We start from the raw sequence: 16,879 nt of genomic DNA on the forward strand, positions 1-16,879 counted from the left end.
CCGTCCCATGATGCGACAAACAAATGCTGTCGGCTTCCCCACTCGCCGGTGATTCGCCATGTGCCAAGCCTGCTTCAAGCCCGATCCCGTGTCCGGCACGCTGCATTTCTGCCATTGCGGCAGCCCCGCGACTCTGGCCATCATGCGACGGATCGAGGCAGACCTGTCCCGCCGTCAGATGCTGGGCGGCTTGGCGGCAGTTGTCGGCATGTTCGCGGGCTTCGGCCTTGCGCCAGCCAAGGCACAGGCGCCGGCGCGGCCTGTCCTGCTGACCAACCTGCGGCTGTTCGACGGCGAAACCCTGTCCCTGCGCGAAGGCGTCGGCATCCTGATCGACGCCGGACGCATCGCCGCACTGCCGGCCCGGGGCCAAGGTCCCCAGGACGCGCAGGTGATCGACTGCGGCGGGCGCGCGGTCATTCCCGGCCTGATCGACACGCATTGGCACGCCACGCTGGCATCCGTCAGCCAGATCGTCGCCATGACCCAGGACATCGGCTTCCTGCACCTGATGGCCGGGCAAGAGGCAGGGGCCACGCTGATGCGCGGCTTCACCACCGTGCGCGACGTTGGCGGCCCGGCCTTCGGGCTGAAGGCGGCGATCGACCGGGGCGTGGTCGCGGGACCGCGGATCTTTCCGGCGGGGGCGATCATCTCGCAGACCTCGGGGCATGGCGATTTCCGGTTCGCGAACAGCCTGCCGATGATGCCCGGCGATCCCGCCGATTACGCCAGCCAACAGGGCATGTCCGCCCTGGCCGACGGCGCCCCCGAGGTGCTGCGCCGCACCCGAGAGCAGCTGATGAAGGGCGCCAGCCAGATCAAGATCACGGCGGGCGGCGGCGTCGCGTCGCAATACGACCCGCTGGAATCGCTGCAGTTCACCGAAGCGGAAATGCGCGCGGCGGTCGATGCCGCGACCGACTGGGGCACCTATGTCTGCGCCCATGTCTATACCTCGCCCGGCATCCGGCGCTGCATCGCGGCCGGGGTCAGATCCATCGAACACGGCCAGCTTGCGGACGAGGATACCGTGCGTCTGATGGCCGACAGCGACACCTGGTGGTCGATCCAGCCCTTCCTGGCCGACGAGGATGCGAACCAGTACACCGACCCCAAGGCCGTCGCGGCACAGCGGCAGGTGGCCGAGGGCACGGCCCGCGCCTTCGAATGGGCCGACAAGCACCGGGTCAACTGGACCTTCGGCAGCGACATTCTTTACGGCGGCGGCGAAAGCCAAGGGCGGCAACTGGCCAAGCTTGCGCGCTTCATGTCGCCGTTGTCGGCGCTGCATCGCGCGACGGGCGCGGCGGGGCGGCTGCTGGCGCTGTCCGGGGCGCGAGCACCCTATGACGGCAGGCTGGGGGTGATCGCGGAAGGCGCGCTTGCCGACCTGCTGGTGATCGACGGAGAGCCGGAGCAAACCCTGGACTGGCTGGCCGATACGGCCAATCTGCGGCTGATCATGAAGAACGGCCGTGTGGTCAAGAACGAGCTTTCGGGGGATTCGATATGATCAGGCGTGCCGCCCTTGCCACGCTGGTCGCAACCCCGGCCCCGGCGCAAAACCGGAACGCGCAGGTCACGCCCTAGGTCTGGGCCTCGGGTGTGGGCAGGCATGTCACGCCATTCACCGGCGCGCCCAGCCGCACACCGCTGGTCGGCCATCGCCCAGATCAACCACGGCGTCACCGGCCTGGGGCCGGACAGCACGACGCGGGTCGTGGCGACCGTCAATTACCGGATGACCGACCGGGCCTCTGCCCCGGTGGGATACCGGCGGCTGGACGTGGATCACCGCAGCGGCGGGACGCGGATGGACGCCACCATGTGTGGCCCGCTGCCGGGCCTGACATGGTGGTTCTGACGCATCAATACGAATATTCGCGATAGATCGGGGTCAGGTCTCCGTTCCATTCGCCATGGTATTTCGCCAGCAATTCGTCGGCAGGCACCCTGCCGCTGTCCAGGCTTTCCTTCAGCGCGTTCAGGAAATGCGTCTCGTCCGGGACCATCCCGCCCGATCCCGCACGGGCGCGGCTCTTCAGGCCCTGTTCGGCGATCTCGACCACCCGGCGGGCCAGGTCGTGCATCCTGACGCCGTTCACCTGCGCGTCAAGCGCATGGATTCCTGCCTCTCGCCGCCAGGATTCGCGGGTTTCGTGGTCCCAGCCCTTGACCAGATCCCAGGCGGCATCCAAGGCCGTCCGGTCATAGATCAGCCCCACCCACAGCGCGGGCAGCGCGCAGAGCCTGCGCCAGGGGCCGCCGTCGGCGCCGCGCATCTCGATGTATTTCTTGACGCGGGCTTCGGGGAAAACCGTGGTCATGTGGTCGGCCCAGTCCGACAGCGTCGGCACCTGGCCCAGCAGGGCAGGCAGGCGGCCGTCCAGGAAATCGCGGAACGACTGGCCCAGGGCGTCGATATACTTGCCGTCGCGATAGACGAAATACATCGGCACGTTCAGGACGTAATCGACCCAGGCGTCATAGCCGAAACCGTCCTCGAACACGAAGGGCAGCATTCCGGTGCGCGCGCCGTCCAGGTTCTGCCAGATATGCGCCCGCCAGCTTTTCCAACCATTGGGCTTGCCGTCCAGGAAGGGCGAATTGGCAAACAGCGCGTTGGCGACGGGTTGCAGCGACAGGGCCACGCGCATCTTCTGGACCATGTCGGCTTCCGACCCGAAATCCAGGTTCACCTGCACGGTGCAGGTGCGATACATCATCTGCTTGCCCAGGGTGCCGACCCGGTCCATGTAGTCGGTCATCAGCCGATAGCGCCCTTTCGGCATCATCGGCATCTGGTCCTGGGACCAAACGGGCGCCGCGCCCAAGCCGATGAAGCCCGCGCCGATGCGGTCGGCAACCTCCTTCACCTCGGCCAGATGGCGGTTCACCTCGTCGCAGGTCTGGTGGATGGTTTCCAGCGGCGCGCCCGACAGTTCCAGCTGCCCGCCGGGTTCCAGGCTGATATTGGCGCCATCGCGTTCAAGGCCGATCAGCTTGTCCGCTTCCATCACCGGGGTCCAGCCGAAGCGTTCCTGCAAGCCGGTCAGCATCGCGAGGACGGAACAGGTCCCCTCATAGGGCAAGGGCATCAGGCTGGCCTTGTCGTATCCGAACTTCTCGTGCTCGGTCCCGATGCGCCATGCGTCGCGCGGCTTTTCGCCGCTGGCGATATAGGCCGCAAGCTGGTCGCGGCTTTCGATCGGGCCTCCGCCCTGTTGTGGTATCGACATGCGAGAGGCCTTTCTGGGTTCTTGCCGGTCACAGGTGGCAAGCGGCGATTGCCAAGTCAACCCGCCTCAACCCGGCCTCCGCCAAACGGTGCGCACGGCGTCGGGCCGGTCCGCGAGATGCGCCAGCGCGGCGGACACCGCGCCCATGTCCAGCCCCGGCAGCGCGGTGAAGGCATGGGCCAGCAGATCGGCCCCGGCGGCATCGACGGGGACCAGCAGCGCCTCCCCGCCGGTGCTGCGCAGCCGCCAGTGGCCCCGGCCCTTCAGGCGCAGCAGGCGTATCTCTGCCAGATCGCGCAAGGCGATCTCGCCACCCAGGACGGCGGCTCCGTAGTAGCGGATGGCGCCCTCGTCAACCTCGACCAGGCCGGGGGCGGTGACCTGCCGGCGGAAGGGCAGCCTGCGGATGGCGCCGATCAGCAGCGACAGGCCCACCAGCAGGACCAGCCCGCCAAGCGCGGCAAAGAACCAGCCACCGCGAAGGGCGAGCCACAGCCCGGCGAGAAGGATGGCGGTCGCCACGAGGACCTCGGACCGTCTGGCGGCCCAGGCTCGCAGGTCAGGCCGGATCATGGCAGGCAGCCGGGAATGGGTATTTGGACAACGAAGAAGCTACCATCGCGCCAGGGCATCTTCGTCGCTGGATTTCGCGTCGACCCAGCGGGCGGCGCCATCGCGGCCGATCTCGCGCTTCCAGAAGGGGGCGCGGGATTTCAGCCAATCCATCAGGTAATCGGCCGCCTGGAAGGCGGCCCGGCGGTGGCGGGCGGCGGTGGCGACCATCATGATCGGCTGACCCACGGCCAGCCGCCCGTGGCGGTGGACGATGCGCCAGTCGGCAAGGTCGAAGCGGGTGGCGGCTTCGGTGCCGTAATCGGACAGCGCGCGTTCGGTCATTCCGGGGTAATGCTCGATTTCCAGCGCGGCCATCTGGCCGGTGTCGTCGCGGACCACGCCCGTGAAGGTGACGATGGCCCCCGCGCCCGCGCCGAAGCCCGCCAGTTCGGCGGCCAGGTCGAAGGGCGCGGACTGGACGCGGGCCGACATGGCATCAGCCGCCGGTCATGGGCGGAAAGAACGCGACCTCTCGCGCGCCGGCAAGCGGTGCATCCAGGTCGGCAAGCTGCTGATCGACGGCGCAGCGGATGGCGGCAAGGTCGGCAAAGGCCGCGGCGTGCCAGTCGTCGCGGGCGGCCAGGTCGGCGATCAGGTCGCGGACGGTGGCGGCGTCGGTGTCGACCCGTTCCCGCGGCTGGCCGATGCGTTCGCGCAGCCAGGCGAAATACAGCACGTCAAGCGTCATGGCCCGGTTCCCGCAGGTAGGGCCGCGCCTTCGCGAAGTAGTCCCAGCCTGTCCAGGCCGTCAGGATCGCCGCGATCCAGATCATCAGAAGCCCGGCCTGGGTCGCCAGATCCGCCCAGGACGACGAGAACCACGGCAACCGCGATTCCCCGACCAGCGGCGGGCGCCCGTGCTGGACATAGGCCAGGCCCGTGCCCAGAAAGAGGATCGCGATGGCGACCATCTGGGTGGTGGTCTTCCATTTCGCCAGCTTCGTGACCTTCAGCAGGCGGGCGTTCGATCCCAGGAACTCGCGCAGGCCCGATACGAAGACCTCGCGGAACAGGATCAGGGTGGCGGGCAGGATCAGCCAGGGGTTCATCCCGGAATAGCCGGTGATGACCACGATGGCGATCACCACCATGGCCTTGTCGGCAATCGGGTCCATGGCCGCGCCGAAGCGGCTTTCCTGCTGCCAGCTTCGCGCCAGGTAGCCGTCGATCCAGTCGGTCGCGGCAGCCACCAGGAACAGCGCCAGGGCCGCCCAGTCTGCCCAGGGACGGCTGAAATAAAGGAACATCAGCGGCACGGCGGGCGCCGCGATCAGCCGAAGGAGGGTCAGGATATTGGGGACGGTCCAGCGCATGACGGCAAGCTAGTCCGTGCCGCCCGGCTTGGAAAGGGGCGGCGCGAGGAAATGCGCCGCCGCCGGGAACATCAGCCAAGTGCGCCGGGGTAAAGCTCGAAGGCGCGGCCCGCGATGGTCAGGTGGACGGCCTTGATCCGCTGTTCGCCGAAAAGGCGGGCGCGGCGGCCGATGATGCGCACCGGATCGCCCGGCAGGGCGGCGCTTTCGGTCAGGCCGACCTGGGCGTTGCGGGCGCGGCTGGCCAGTTCGATCGTCCAGTTGTGGCCATTCCTGTCACGGACGCAAAGGACCGGATCGCTGCCGGTCGCGTAGTTGTCGGTGACCACGGCTTCCAGCCGAACCAGGTGGGGTTTGAATTCGTCCCAGGCAGTATGCTCGATGGTGGTCGTCAGATCCAAGGCGGGGGTTCTCGGGTCAGCGATGCCGGCTTCAGGCAGATGGGGCATGAAGGCCTCCTGGAGTTGAGCAAGTCACAACCATAACGTGCCTCTCGCTGCACAAAGTGGTAGGTGAATACCGCAGCCCTCCTGCGGCATTGCAGCGCCCGAGGCTTGGATGCAGAGGCACTTTCTCAACCATCGGTTATGTAACGACTTAAGCTTGACGCTAGGGCAGATGGGTGAATGAGTGTTCCGGATATCCATGAAATTCAGGAAATAATTCTCCCTGAGACTGGAGGGTTTCTGCGGTTTCTGAGTTGCCGCATCAGCCGCGGGCGTTGAAATGGTCATGAACCTTCTGCGCTATGGCCGCCGAGATCCCCTCGACCGCCTGCAGATCGGCCAGGCCCGCGCGGCTGACCGCCTTGGCGCTGCCGAAATGGGCCAGCAGGGCGCGCTTGCGGGCCGCGCCGATGCCCGCGATCTCGTCCAGGGGGTTGGCCATGACCGACTTGGCGCGCTTTGCGCGGTGGGTGCCGATGGCCCAGCGATGCGCCTCGTCCCGCAGGCGCTGGATGAAATAGAGGACCGGATCGTTCATGCGCAGCGCGAAGGGCGCGCGGCCGGGGCGGTGGAACTCCTCTTTCCCCTGGTCGCGGTCGATGCCCTTGGCGACGCCGACGACGGGAATGTCCTCGACCCCCAGTTCGGCCATGATGCCGTCCACGGCCGAAACCTGCCCCGCCCCGCCGTCGATCAGCAGAAGGTCGGGCCAGGCCTCGGTCTGGCGGTCGGGGTCTTCCTTCAGCAGGCGCACGAAGCGGCGGGACAGCACCTCCTTCATCATGCCGAAGTCGTCGCCCGGCGTGATCTCGGTCCCCTTGATGTTGAACTTGCGATACTGGCTCTTGATGAAGCCCTCGGGGCCCGCGACGATCATGCCGCCCACGGCATTGGTGCCCATGATGTGGCTGTTGTCATAGACCTCGATCCGGCGCGGCGCGGCGGGCAGGTCGAAGGCCTCGCCCACGCCTTCCAGCAGGCGCAGTTGCGTGGCGCTTTCCGACATGCGGCGGGCCAGGCTTTCGCGGGCGTTGCGCAGGGCGTTTTCGACAAGCTCGAACTTCTCGCCCCGCTGGGGGACGCCGATGACGACGCGGCGGGCGGCGCGTTCGGACAGGACCTGCCGCGTCAGTTCGGGTTCGTCGGGCGCATGGGACAGCAGGATCATCCGGGGCGGCGGCTTGTCGTCGTAGAATTGCAACAGAAAGGCCTGCATCACCTCGGCGGGCGATTCCACGCCCCCCAGCCGGGGATAGAAGTCGCGGTTGCCCCAGCTCTGGTTGCCGCGGATGAAGAAGACCTGCACGCAGGCCTGGCCGCTTTCCATGTGCAGGGCGACGATGTCGGCCTCGGCCACGCGCTTGGGGTTGATGGCCTGGACCGACTGCACGGCGGTCAGCGCCTTGATCCGGTCGCGCAGGGCGGCGGCGCGTTCGTATTCCATGTTCTCGGCGGCGGCGGCCATGTCGCGCGCCAAGTTCGCCTGGATCACCGTGGTCTTGCCTTGCAGGAAGCGTTCGGCATCGGCCACGAGCGCGTTGTAGTCATCCGCCGAGACCCGGCCCACGCAAGGCGCGCTGCACCGCTTGATCTGGAACAGCAGGCAGGGGCGCGTGCGGGATTCGAAGGTGGCGTCCGTGCAGTTGCGCAGCAGGAACACTCGCTGCAACTGCGTCAGCGTGCGGTTCACCGCGCCGGCGCTGGCGAAGGGGCCGTAGTAGTCGCCCTTTTCCGACTTCGCCCCGCGATGCTTCTTGATCTGGGGAAAGGCGTGGGATTTCGCCACCAGGATGTTCGGAAAGGACTTGTCGTCGCGCAGCAGCACATTGTAGCGCGGCTTCAGCTGCTTGATGAGGTTCTGTTCCAGCAGCAGCGCCTCGGTTTCCGTGCGCGTGGTCAGGAACATCATCGAACAGGTTTCGCGGATCATCCGCGCGATGCGCGCGGAATGGCCCGAGAGCCGGGCATAGTTCGACACCCGCGCCTTCAGGTCGCGCGCCTTGCCGACATACAGCACCCCACCTTGGGCATCCAGCATCCGGTAGACGCCGGGGCTGCGATCCAGCTGGCGAAGATAGTCCTGGATCAGCGCATGGCCGGTCTTGGGTGCTGTGTCTTGGGTCATGTCAGTCAAGAAAGTGATTCCCGTGGCGGGCTGCAAGTTCCAAGGGGCGAATGCAAGGCGGAAGCTGTCCACCGCCGCTGTGGATAACTCTGTGAGAGTCCTGTGAGGCAGGGCGGTCCCAACCAGCAATCGTTACATTCCCGTAACTTTGCCGATATTTTAGGCAGTTATTCAGGCCCTTGTTTTGGCTAAAGAAATTAATAATTCGGCCAGAGCTTGATGAAACTTGCGCAGTTTCAGTCCCTTGCTTGCCACATCTTGCCTGGCCGGGGACAAAATGGACCGGCGCGGTCAGTCGCGCCGACGCCCGGAGCGGCGGGCCGCGGGCGCGATCCCCAGAAGCCGCCCCAAGCCGCGCCGGAAGGCCCGGCCGCGCAGCAGCGCCAGCGCGACCATCACCAGCAGGAACAGGATCACGACCCGCACGCTCATCCCCCGGCACCGAAGCGCGCGAAGGCCGCGCGTTCCTGCGCCGCGTCCAGGACGGTGCCCGCCGACAGGCCCAGCCTGCGGAACAGCGACTGGCGCGGGCTGTGGACAACAAAGCGGGTCTTGTCGCCGTAAAGCGCCTTCATCTTCGGCACCAGATGCGCAAGGCCGTCGGCAAGCCCCAGTTCGATCGACTTCCGCCCCGCCCAGAATTCGCCCGTGAACAGGTCGTGATCGGCGGCCAGCCTTGCCCCGCGACGAAGGGTGACATGGTCCTTGAAGGCCTGATGGATCGGCTCCAGCACATTGTGCAGGCGCTCCACGTCCTCGGGGCGCTCGGGGCGGAAGGGGTCCAGCGTGGACTTGGACCGGCCCGCCGTGTGCACGCGCCGCTCGATCCCCCAGCGGGCGATCAGGTCCTGGAAGCCGAAGCCCGCCGAGATCACGCCGATCGACCCCAGGATCGAGCTTTCGTCGGCCCAGATCTCGTCGCCCGCGCAAGCCAGCCAATAGCCGCCCGAGGCCGCGACATCCTCCACGAAGGCATGGACGGGGATCTTCGTCTCCTCGGCCAGCCGCCGGATGCGCGCGGCGATCAGGGACGACTGCACCGGCGACCCGCCGGGCGAGTTGATGGACAGGGCCACCGCCACGGGCTTGCCCTTGCGGAAGGCGCGTTCGATCACCGGGGCTAGCGCGGCATCGGTCAGCGCGCCGCCGCGCCCGGCCATGCCGATGGCGCCGTGCAGCCGCACCACCGACACGCGGGGGCCCTTGTTCGTCAGACGGTCGAGATAGGGAATACGCATGGCGGCAGACTTAATCACGCCCCTGCCCCGCAACAAGCGTCATCCATTGCGGATCGTGTCGCCGGGCAGGAAGGTCGGGGTTAACGCGACGATGCGATCCTCGGGGATCGGGTCCTTGCCCGCGACCAGCCGCGCCGCGCGCCGCCCGATGTCGATGCGCCGGGCGTCGGTTGTGGCCAGCCGCACTGGCAGCCCGTCCAGCAGGTCGACGCCGTTGAAACCCGCAAGGCCGATCCGGTTGGGAATGTCATAGCCCTTGTCGATGCAGTGAAGCAGCCCCCCGGCCCCGATCATGTCGTTCGAGAAATACAGGAAGTCCAGATCCGGGGCGCGGGTCAGGATGCGCTCGGTCAACTCGCGCCCCTTCAGCAGCGAGGACCCGCCCTGATAGTATTCCCGCGCTTCCAGCGTCACGCCTGCCTCGGCCAGGCCTTCCTCGAAACCCGCCAGCCGCTTGCGGGCGCGGTGATCCTCGGGCATGTGGGTGCCCACGAAGCCGATCCGGCGATAGTCCGCGGCCAGGATCCGCGCGGCCATTTCCCGGCCGGCACGGCGGTGCGAGATGCCCACCACCGTGTCGATCCCCTCGCCGTCCACGTCCATGATCTCGACCACGGGGATGCCGGAATTGGCCAGCATGGCGCGCGAGGCCTTGCTGTGTTCCAGCCCCGCCAGGATCACGCCGGACGGGCGCCAGGACAGCATGTCGTAAAGCACCATCTCCTCTCGTGCGGGGGAATAGTTGGTGACGCCGATCACCGGCTGCAGCCCCGTGTCGTCGAGTTCCGCCGACACCCCGCCCAACACGTCGGGAAAGACCAGGTTCGACAGCGACGGGATCACCACCGCCACGAGGTTCACCCGCTGGCTGGCCAGCCCGCCCGCGATCTTGTTAGGGACATAGCCCAGCATCTTGGCGGCGGTCAGCACCTTTTCCCGCGTCGCGGCGGACACGTCACCCCGGTTGCGCAGGACCCGGCTGACCGTCATCTCCGACACGCCCGAGGCTTCGGACACATCACGCAGGGTCAGCGGGCGGCGGGGTCTGGGGGCGTTCATCGGCTTCCGGTCGGTCAGGTCTTTGCGCGATGTTAGCGGACGGCAACACCCGCGACAACCTTGCCAAAGCGCGCCGCAGCGGTCAAAAGGGCTGTGGCGGCCCCGTGGCTCAACTGGATAGAGCAGCCCCCTCCTAAGGGGCAGGTTACAGGTTCAAGTCCTGTCGGGGTCACCAAATTTTCAACAACTTAGCTTTGCCGTTTTGCCCGCAGGTCTCGGCTCTGGACAAAAACTGGATAAAAACTCTGACCGGCGACCGCAATCTTGGCGAATCTGAAGCGGCTGTTCCCGGCCCAAACGCTTGTCGAGAACACAGCCCCACCCCTGAAAGCCACCCAGTCGTGAGTCATCAACCTCCTTCATCCGAAGGAGCTTTAGCGTGAGCGAACCTTTTGCACGGCAGCATCTTCAGGCCTTGGGATATACAAGCTCGAGCAAGATATGTGTCACGAGGCTCCGCAGTTACGACAGATCAAGGAAGTCAGGCTGTTGCGGCGCCGCGTCTCCAGACGCAAAGAGCGACTCAATGATTTGCCGTGGTACCCGCCGCTTCTCCATGATGCGACGCAACGGATCGAGAAACCGCGGATCTTCGACGTTCTTTGGCGACACGTTCTTCTCGACCAGACGAACAGTCGGAGGCGCGAAGTTCATCATCTCGTCGAAAACTTCGTTTGCTCTGTTCTCCAGCTCTTTACTAAGTGATGTTTCATCAGGCGTTCTGCCCCACTGGCTCATGTAGGTCGGCGGTGAGGTCTTCCAGCGTGGAAGGAACTCAGCGACAAAATTATCGCGGAACGTCTTGCGATGTTCGTCGAGTGCTTTGCGAACGGCTGCATGATAGCTCTCCACGACTGTGGTGAACTCCTGAATTGCCGCATCGAACTTCTCTCGATCCTCGCGCAAAATGACCCGGCCGAAATTATCAATCTGGAAAGTGTAGAGATCCTCGATCTGCTTCCGCGCCTTGCGCAGCCAAGTGTCATCGATCAATTCCTCCTGTGCGCTGTCCCCAGTTCCGACCGACACCTTGACAGCACCCAGTTGGGCGATGGGGGCAGTCAGCCGACTCGTGATCTGATCCCTGAGCTGTGCATTCACCACCGTCTGGAAATCTCGCGGCAGGGGCACCTGTTTTCGGCTAAGGGTGAAGTTCTTGATCTCGAATTCTACGTAGACCACGCGGGAGGTGAACACCTGCATGCGGCGGGCGATGTCGAATTTTGCCGGTGGATTGCGGGCAAGGTCGGCCTGCATTGCCTCGACCTTTGCCGGGTCAAGCGCTGAATTGCCGATCTCGCCTTTCGAGGCTGCAGATAATGGGTCGGCTCCTGCAGCGCTGATGAGGGAATCAGAAGAGCTACCCCTGAGCATGATGGCGTTTGGCTTCTCCGCCGTCTCGGACCCGGCTTCGATGTTTTTTGAGACTGGCGCGAAAATCATCGTAGTGTCGTCCGAAATGACCACCCCAATCCGCACCCCCGTTTGTTCCCGAAGATCCAGAAGGTTCCGGGTCGCCGCTTGGCGGATCTCCTCCAATGCCTCCTGTTCACCAAATCCGAGACGGTAGACCTCCGGGTCTGCATCGACGATTACCCGGACGTCGAGATGGTCGAGATCGTTGAAGCGGCGTGCAAGCGCCTTTGCAACCAGCAGAGACAGGGCCGGCGCAATGACCACCAAGCGACGTTGGGCTGCTTCGATCAGGTTAACGATCTCAGCATCGGTGGCCACGGTGAAGGTGCGTCCTTCTGTCATGCTGTTTCCTTCCGGCGGCCCCGCTTCTGCTTCGGGGCAGTAGCGCGGGCTTCGCGGATACGGGTAAGTAGGGCCTCGGCAGGTTCGTCCTCAGGGTTCTGAGGGACGAGCTCTCCGCGAAAGGCCTTGGCCAGTAGGCGCTCATCAAGCTGGTCGAGGAGATGGGCAGCGCGACTGGTGTCCTTGGTCATCCGGTCGATGCGGGCGAAGGCAGCTTCGATACGGCGGACAATTGCCTTCTGCTGTTCGAGAGCAGGCAGTGAAATTTTATACGCCTTGAGATGCTTCAAGCCGATCCGTGGCCTTGTCGCCCCGTGCACCAGATCTTCCATGTCGAGATATGTTCGACGAGCGCTCAGGCGGAACAGAAGGTACTTTGGGTCGACGATATTCTTGTCGCAACGTACACAAAAACAGTCCGCTTTGTTGATGGCACTTCCGAGGTTGGCAGGGATTAGTGCTGCACGGACATCATCAGCAACGAAGGATGAAAATACGATGTCTTCCGGGTGAAGGCTGTGGCGTTGAAGTGTCTTGTATTTCCTCTCTGAGATGAACGTGATCTTTTCGGCGCGGAACTCCATAACACCGATGTTTTCCAGCCTAACTACACGGACGCCCTCAGCAGTGTAATCTTCTGATTTCAGATTGGATCCGAATGGACCATCAAACATGACATCTGCAATCTCCTCTATGGTCACGACACCACAGTCTACGGTTGCCTGAACTGTTTCCGCGTCAAGAATCGCCTGCTTGGCGCGGGTGGCGAGTTTGGTGGTGTGGGCGAGGTGGTCGCGGGCGGCAGCGGAGTGCGCCGAGAGCCGGTCCAGCTTCGCCACAATGCGACGCTGCTCGGCAATGGGGGGTAAGTGAAGCTCGCGTTCCTCCAAGAAGGGTTTTGGCACGCGCCGCTGGCCAACAGCTCCTGTCATCGCGGCTTCTGCTTCTGCGCGAAACGATTTCTGCCGGAGGTAGCGCCATATGTAATCGGCGTTCAGCGCCTCAGTTGGCCGGAGCACGTGAAACTCTGTGGAACCACACGCCAGACCATTGTTGAGGCCGCGGGCCACTGCCGTCTTGCCGTTCTCCATGCACGGCGTGATCTTCGCGAAAATGACATCCCCTTCTGCAAAGTGCGTGAAGCCCTTCCAGACGTCCTTAAGAGGCTTGATGTCTGGCGTAGTAATAACCCCCAGGTGCTCATCCACAGCCGGCATACGGACAAAGCTGACTTCGGTCTCGCGATCGGTTGTGGAATCATGCTTCGGGTTGATGTCCGCCACGCTCTTGATAATCGCGACAGACCAGCCTCTGGGTAGTTCGCTCATTCCGCTGCCACCGCTGCCGTTGCCTCGTCCTCTTCCCCGCCTTCCAGTTCCAACACCAGCGCCTCGATCTCGCGCGTGGCTTCGCGCAGGTGGCCCAAGATAGCCGCCGTAATGTCGTCGGGGTCGGTTAGGCCGTCCTCGGCCTCTTCCTCTCCGTCGCGTAGCCAAGAAATGTCAAGGTTGTCGCCGCGCGCGTCGATCTCGTCGCGGGTGAAGCGGCGGAAGCGGCCTTCCTCGCCCTGATTCTGCCGTTCGCCATGACCATAGGGATCGTCCCCGAAGGCGGCCTCAAATGCGGTGAAGTCCTCAGCCTTGAGAGGCCGCGTCTTGCCATAGGAGGGCGCGCCAGCGCGCATGTCGTAGACCCAGACTTCCTTCGTCCCGCCGCTCTGCGCCTTGTCGGCGTTGCGGGTGAAGAAGATGACGTTGGTCTTTACCCCTTGAGCGTAGAAGATGCCGGTGGGCAGGCGCAGGATGGTGTGCAGGTCGCACCAATTCATCAGCATCTGCCGCAGGGTGCGGCCGGTGCCGTCCTCGAACAGCACGTTGTCCGGCACCACAACGGCGGCGCGGCCGCCCGGAGCGAGGCCGCGAATGATGTGCTCGACGAAAGCCAGCTGCTTGTTTGACGTGTTCGCAGTGGTCGAGAAATCACCCCGCTGCGGCCTTCCGCCGCCTTTCTTGGTACCGAAGGGCGGATTGGAGAGGATAAGATCGGCCTTGGGCAAGCTGGCGCCTTCGTCGGTCAGCGTGTCCATGGAATGCGCGTCGCCCTCAATGCCGTGGAGCATGAGGTTCATCAGACAGAGGCGATGCGTGTCAGGCACCAATTCAGCAAGGGTGTAGCAGTCGCGGATCTGCTTCTCGGCGGCGCCATCGGGCAGGCCGTAGAGCTCGTTGTTCTCGTTGTAGATGCGGCGATGCGCGGCGACGATAAAGCCACCGGTGCCCGCTGCCGGATCCTGGATCCGTTCCCCAAGTTGAGGCTTTGTCAAACGGATGATGCTGTCGATCAAGGGGCGGGGCGTGAAATACTGGCCAGCGCCTGATTTCTTGTCCTCGGCATTCTTCTGGAGAAGGCCTTCGTAAAGGTCGCCCAGACCTTCTTCACGCGCGTCGAACCAGTCGAGATCATTGAGAACGGCGGTGAGAAATTAGGCCACGGAAGCGGCGGCATGGAGCTGCTGCGGGCGGCGTAAAAGTCGTCCACCCTTTCCCTTTATGAGAACGGCGGTGAGAAATTAGGCCACGGAAGCGGCGGCATGGAGCTGCTGCGGGCGGCGTAAAAGTCGTCCACCCTTTCCCTTTCTGCGGCAGCAGGGAGGGCGCGAGGATTTTCAGCGTGGAACTATATCTCAGGGTTCGCCAGGCCTGCGCGGCGGGCATGAGCCAGCGTCAGGCGGCGAAGGCCTTCAACATCTCCCGTGATACGGTTGCGAAGATGATGACGTTCTCGGTGCCACCGGGTTACCGGCGGACGGCCGAGGTCAGGCGGCCGAAGCTCGATCCCTTTATCGCGATCATCGAGGGCTGGCTGGAGGCGGACCGCTCCATGCCGCGGAAGCAGCGGCATACGGCAAAGCGGGTGTTCGACCGGCTGCGTGACGAATGCGGGTTCACCGGTGGCTACACGATCATCAAGGATTACATCCGGGAGCGGGAACGGCGGGGCCAGGAAGTGTTCGTGCCGCTGGCGCATCCCCCGGGCCATGCGCAGGCCGACTTCGGCGAAGCGATGGTCAGGATCGGCGGTGTCGAGCAGAAGGCCCACTTCTTTGTTCTGGATCTGCCGCACAGCGACGCCTGTTACGTCCGCGCCTATCCGGCGGCTGTGGCCGAGGCCTGGGTGGACGGCCATATCCACGCCTTTGCCTTCTTTGGGGCGGTCCCCCAGTCGATTGTCTATGACAACGACCGTTGCCTGGTGGCAAAGATCCTGCCCGATGGCACCCGCAAGCGGGCCGCCCTGTTCAGCGGGTTTCTCTCCCATTACCTGATCCGGGATCGCTATGGCCGCCCCGGCAAAGGCAACGACAAGGGGAATGTCGAGGGCCTGGTGGGCTATTGCAGGCTATTGCCGCCGCAACTTCATGGTGCCGCTCCCCGAGTTCGCGACCTGGGAGGCGTTCAACCTCTGGCTGGAGGAGCAATGCCGCAAGCGCCAGCAGGATGTCCTGCGCGGTGAGGGCGAAACGATCGGCGAGCGGCTGCAGCGCGATCTGGCAGAGATGCGATCCTTGCCTGCTTCACCCTTTGACGCCTGCGATCAGGACACCGGCCGCGTCTCGTCGCAATCGCTCGTGCGCTACAAGACCAATGACTACTCGGTGCCGGTCGCCTTTGCCCATCAGGATGTCTGGATCCGGGCTTATGTCCATGACGTGGTGATTGGCTGTCGGGGCGAAGTCATTGCCCGCCATCCCCGGTGCTGGGATCGCGATGAACTCATCTTCAACCCGATCCACTACCTGCCGCTGCTGGAGCAGAAGCTCAACGCATTTGATCAGGCCGCGCCGTTGCAAGGTTGGGAGCTTCCCGAGGAGTTCGCGACGTTGCGCCAGCTGATGGAAGCCCGCATGAACCGCCATGGCCGACGCGAATACGTCCAGGTCCTGCGGTTGCTCGAGACCTTCGATCTGGCTGATCTGCATGCCGCGGTAAAGCAGGCGCTTCAGATGGGCGCGATCGGCTTCGATGCCGTAAAGCACCTGCTGCTTTGCCGTGTCGAACGGCGTCCGCCCCGGTTGGACCTGGACTGCTATCCCTATCTGCCGCGGACGACAGTCGAGAAGACCAGGCCCGGGTCCTACATGCGGCTGCTGTCGAGCGATGCAGAGGACGCGGCATGAACGACGCCCCGGAAATCCTGCTCGCCCATCACCTCAAGGCCCTGAAGCTGCCAACATTCCTGCGCGAACATCAGAAGCTGGCCCGGCAATGCGCGGCCGAAGGCATGGACCATGTCCGCTACCTTGCCCGCCTCGTCGAACTGGAGCTGATTGACCGGGAGCGGCGGATGGTCGAGCGCCGCATCAAGGCCGCCAAATTCCCCGCGGTCAAAAGCCTCGACAGCTTCGACTTCAGCGCCATTCCGAAGCTCAACAAGATGCAGGTGCTGGAACTGGCCCGCTGCGAATGGATCGACCGTCGCGAGAACGTCATTGCCCTCGGCCCAAGTGGCACGGGCAAGACGCATATCGCCCTTGGCCTCGGACTGGCGGCTTGTCAGAAGGGGCTCTCCGTGGGCTTCACCACCGCCGCGAGCCTGGTCAGTGAGATGATGGAGGCCCGCGACGAGCGCCGTCTGCTGCGCTTTCAGAAGCAAATGGCCGGTTACAAGCTGCTCATCATCGACGAACTGGGCTTCGTGCCGCTGTCCAAGACCGGCGCCGAATTGCTGTTCGAACTGATCTCGCAACGCTACGAGCGCGGCTCAACCCTGATCACCAGCAATCTGCCCTTCGATGAATGGACCGAGACCTTCGGCTCCGAGCGCCTCACCGGCGCACTGCTCGACAGGCTGACCCATCACGTCAGCATCCTCGAAATGAACGGCGAGAGTTATCGCCTCGCCAACAGCACTGCCCGGAAGCGGCAACAAAAGCCCTGAAAAACATCGCGTCGTTTGGCCCAAGGGGCCAAGGCACCATGGCACGCGCCAGCTATATGGTGAGCGCGCGCGCCATGGTGCCGGTCACCGCCGCCTGGCCTGATTTTACCCCGCCGCGTGGCCGGATTTTGCACCGCCGTTGACA

General features: G+C 64.4%; 16 protein-coding genes, 1 tRNA gene and 1 pseudogene. 5 read left to right on the forward strand and 13 right to left on the reverse strand.

Going from position 1 to position 16,879, the window contains the following annotated elements; genetic code table 11:
• The first annotated feature begins 58 nt into the window (after positions 1-58).
• Positions 59-1,516, forward strand: coding sequence for a metal-dependent hydrolase family protein (locus J0F76_RS10380; protein WP_207468879.1), 1,458 nt, complete (start codon positions 59-61; stop codon positions 1,514-1,516).
• A 102-nt stretch (positions 1,517-1,618) separates the two neighbouring features.
• Positions 1,619-1,867: a hypothetical protein gene (locus J0F76_RS10385; RefSeq protein WP_207468880.1), complete on the forward strand. Its 249-nt coding sequence runs from the start codon at positions 1,619-1,621 to the stop codon at positions 1,865-1,867.
• A gap of 4 nt (positions 1,868-1,871) precedes the next feature.
• Here J0F76_RS10385 and J0F76_RS10390 read toward each other — a convergent pair whose 3' ends face one another.
• The 10 genes from J0F76_RS10390 to J0F76_RS10430 form a co-directional block, all read right to left on the reverse strand.
• Positions 1,872-3,242, reverse strand: coding sequence for a glutamate--cysteine ligase (locus J0F76_RS10390; protein WP_207468882.1), 1,371 nt, complete (start codon positions 3,240-3,242; stop codon positions 1,872-1,874).
• A gap of 66 nt (positions 3,243-3,308) precedes the next feature.
• Positions 3,309-3,815, reverse strand: coding sequence for a hypothetical protein (locus tag J0F76_RS10395; RefSeq protein ID WP_207468884.1), 507 nt, complete (start codon positions 3,813-3,815; stop codon positions 3,309-3,311).
• Between the two features lie 39 nt (positions 3,816-3,854).
• Positions 3,855-4,289 (reverse strand): molybdenum cofactor biosynthesis protein MoaE, encoded by a 435-nt coding sequence (locus tag J0F76_RS10400; RefSeq protein ID WP_207468887.1) that lies wholly within the window; start codon positions 4,287-4,289, stop codon positions 3,855-3,857.
• Positions 4,290-4,293: 4 nt separating this feature from the next.
• On the reverse strand, positions 4,294-4,545 hold the full coding sequence (gene moaD, locus J0F76_RS10405; protein WP_207468888.1) for a molybdopterin converting factor subunit 1: 252 nt from the start codon (positions 4,543-4,545) through the stop codon (positions 4,294-4,296).
• Positions 4,535-5,170 (reverse strand): CDP-diacylglycerol--glycerol-3-phosphate 3-phosphatidyltransferase, encoded by a 636-nt coding sequence (gene pgsA / locus J0F76_RS10410; protein WP_207468890.1) that lies wholly within the window; start codon positions 5,168-5,170, stop codon positions 4,535-4,537. The genes moaD and pgsA overlap by 11 nt, the downstream gene beginning before the upstream one ends.
• 71 nt (positions 5,171-5,241) lie before the next feature.
• Positions 5,242-5,619, reverse strand: coding sequence for a hypothetical protein (locus tag J0F76_RS10415; protein ID WP_207468892.1), 378 nt, complete (start codon positions 5,617-5,619; stop codon positions 5,242-5,244).
• Between the two features lie 259 nt (positions 5,620-5,878).
• Complete coding sequence (gene uvrC / locus J0F76_RS10420) at positions 5,879-7,741, reverse strand: excinuclease ABC subunit UvrC (RefSeq protein ID WP_207468901.1); 1,863 nt, start codon at positions 7,739-7,741, stop codon at positions 5,879-5,881.
• A gap of 291 nt (positions 7,742-8,032) precedes the next feature.
• Positions 8,033-8,167 (reverse strand): hypothetical protein, encoded by a 135-nt coding sequence (locus J0F76_RS21165; RefSeq protein WP_278250416.1) that lies wholly within the window; start codon positions 8,165-8,167, stop codon positions 8,033-8,035.
• A 2-nt stretch (positions 8,168-8,169) separates the two neighbouring features.
• On the reverse strand, positions 8,170-8,979 hold the full coding sequence (locus J0F76_RS10425) for a S49 family peptidase (protein ID WP_207468903.1): 810 nt from the start codon (positions 8,977-8,979) through the stop codon (positions 8,170-8,172).
• A gap of 39 nt (positions 8,980-9,018) precedes the next feature.
• Positions 9,019-10,038, reverse strand: a complete 1,020-nt coding sequence (locus J0F76_RS10430; RefSeq protein WP_207468905.1) for a LacI family DNA-binding transcriptional regulator — start codon at positions 10,036-10,038, stop codon at positions 9,019-9,021.
• Between the two features lie 98 nt (positions 10,039-10,136).
• Here J0F76_RS10430 and J0F76_RS10435 point away from each other — a divergent pair.
• Positions 10,137-10,213, forward strand: a tRNA-Arg gene (locus J0F76_RS10435).
• A gap of 287 nt (positions 10,214-10,500) precedes the next feature.
• On the opposite strand, the gene J0F76_RS10440 is transcribed toward J0F76_RS10435, so the two are convergent.
• From J0F76_RS10440 to J0F76_RS10450, 3 genes are read right to left on the reverse strand one after another with little or no spacing between them, the layout of a single operon-like run.
• On the reverse strand, positions 10,501-11,796 hold the full coding sequence (locus tag J0F76_RS10440; RefSeq protein WP_207468908.1) for a hypothetical protein: 1,296 nt from the start codon (positions 11,794-11,796) through the stop codon (positions 10,501-10,503).
• The gene (locus tag J0F76_RS10445) at positions 11,793-13,124 is read right to left on the reverse strand and encodes a restriction endonuclease subunit S (protein ID WP_207468910.1); all 1,332 of its coding nucleotides are present in this window, start codon (positions 13,122-13,124) and stop codon (positions 11,793-11,795) included. The genes J0F76_RS10440 and J0F76_RS10445 overlap by 4 nt, the downstream gene beginning before the upstream one ends.
• On the reverse strand, positions 13,121-14,224 hold the full coding sequence (locus J0F76_RS10450) for an HsdM family class I SAM-dependent methyltransferase (protein WP_207468929.1): 1,104 nt from the start codon (positions 14,222-14,224) through the stop codon (positions 13,121-13,123). Before J0F76_RS10450 ends, J0F76_RS10445 begins: the two co-directional genes overlap by 4 nt.
• A gap of 242 nt (positions 14,225-14,466) precedes the next feature.
• On the opposite strand from J0F76_RS10450, the pseudogene istA reads away from it, so the two are divergent.
• Positions 14,467-15,973 (forward strand): annotated as a pseudogene (gene istA, locus J0F76_RS10455) (IS21 family transposase).
• A complete protein-coding gene (istB, locus tag J0F76_RS10460) occupies positions 15,970-16,734 on the forward strand; it encodes an IS21-like element ISPve1 family helper ATPase IstB (RefSeq protein ID WP_207468912.1) in 765 nt (254 codons plus the stop codon). The pseudogene istA and the gene istB overlap by 4 nt, the downstream one beginning before the upstream one ends.
• The last annotated feature ends 145 nt before the right edge of the window (positions 16,735-16,879 follow it).

The organism is Paracoccus fontiphilus (assembly GCF_017356265.1).
Classification (GTDB): Bacteria; Pseudomonadota; Alphaproteobacteria; order Rhodobacterales; family Rhodobacteraceae; genus Paracoccus; species Paracoccus fontiphilus.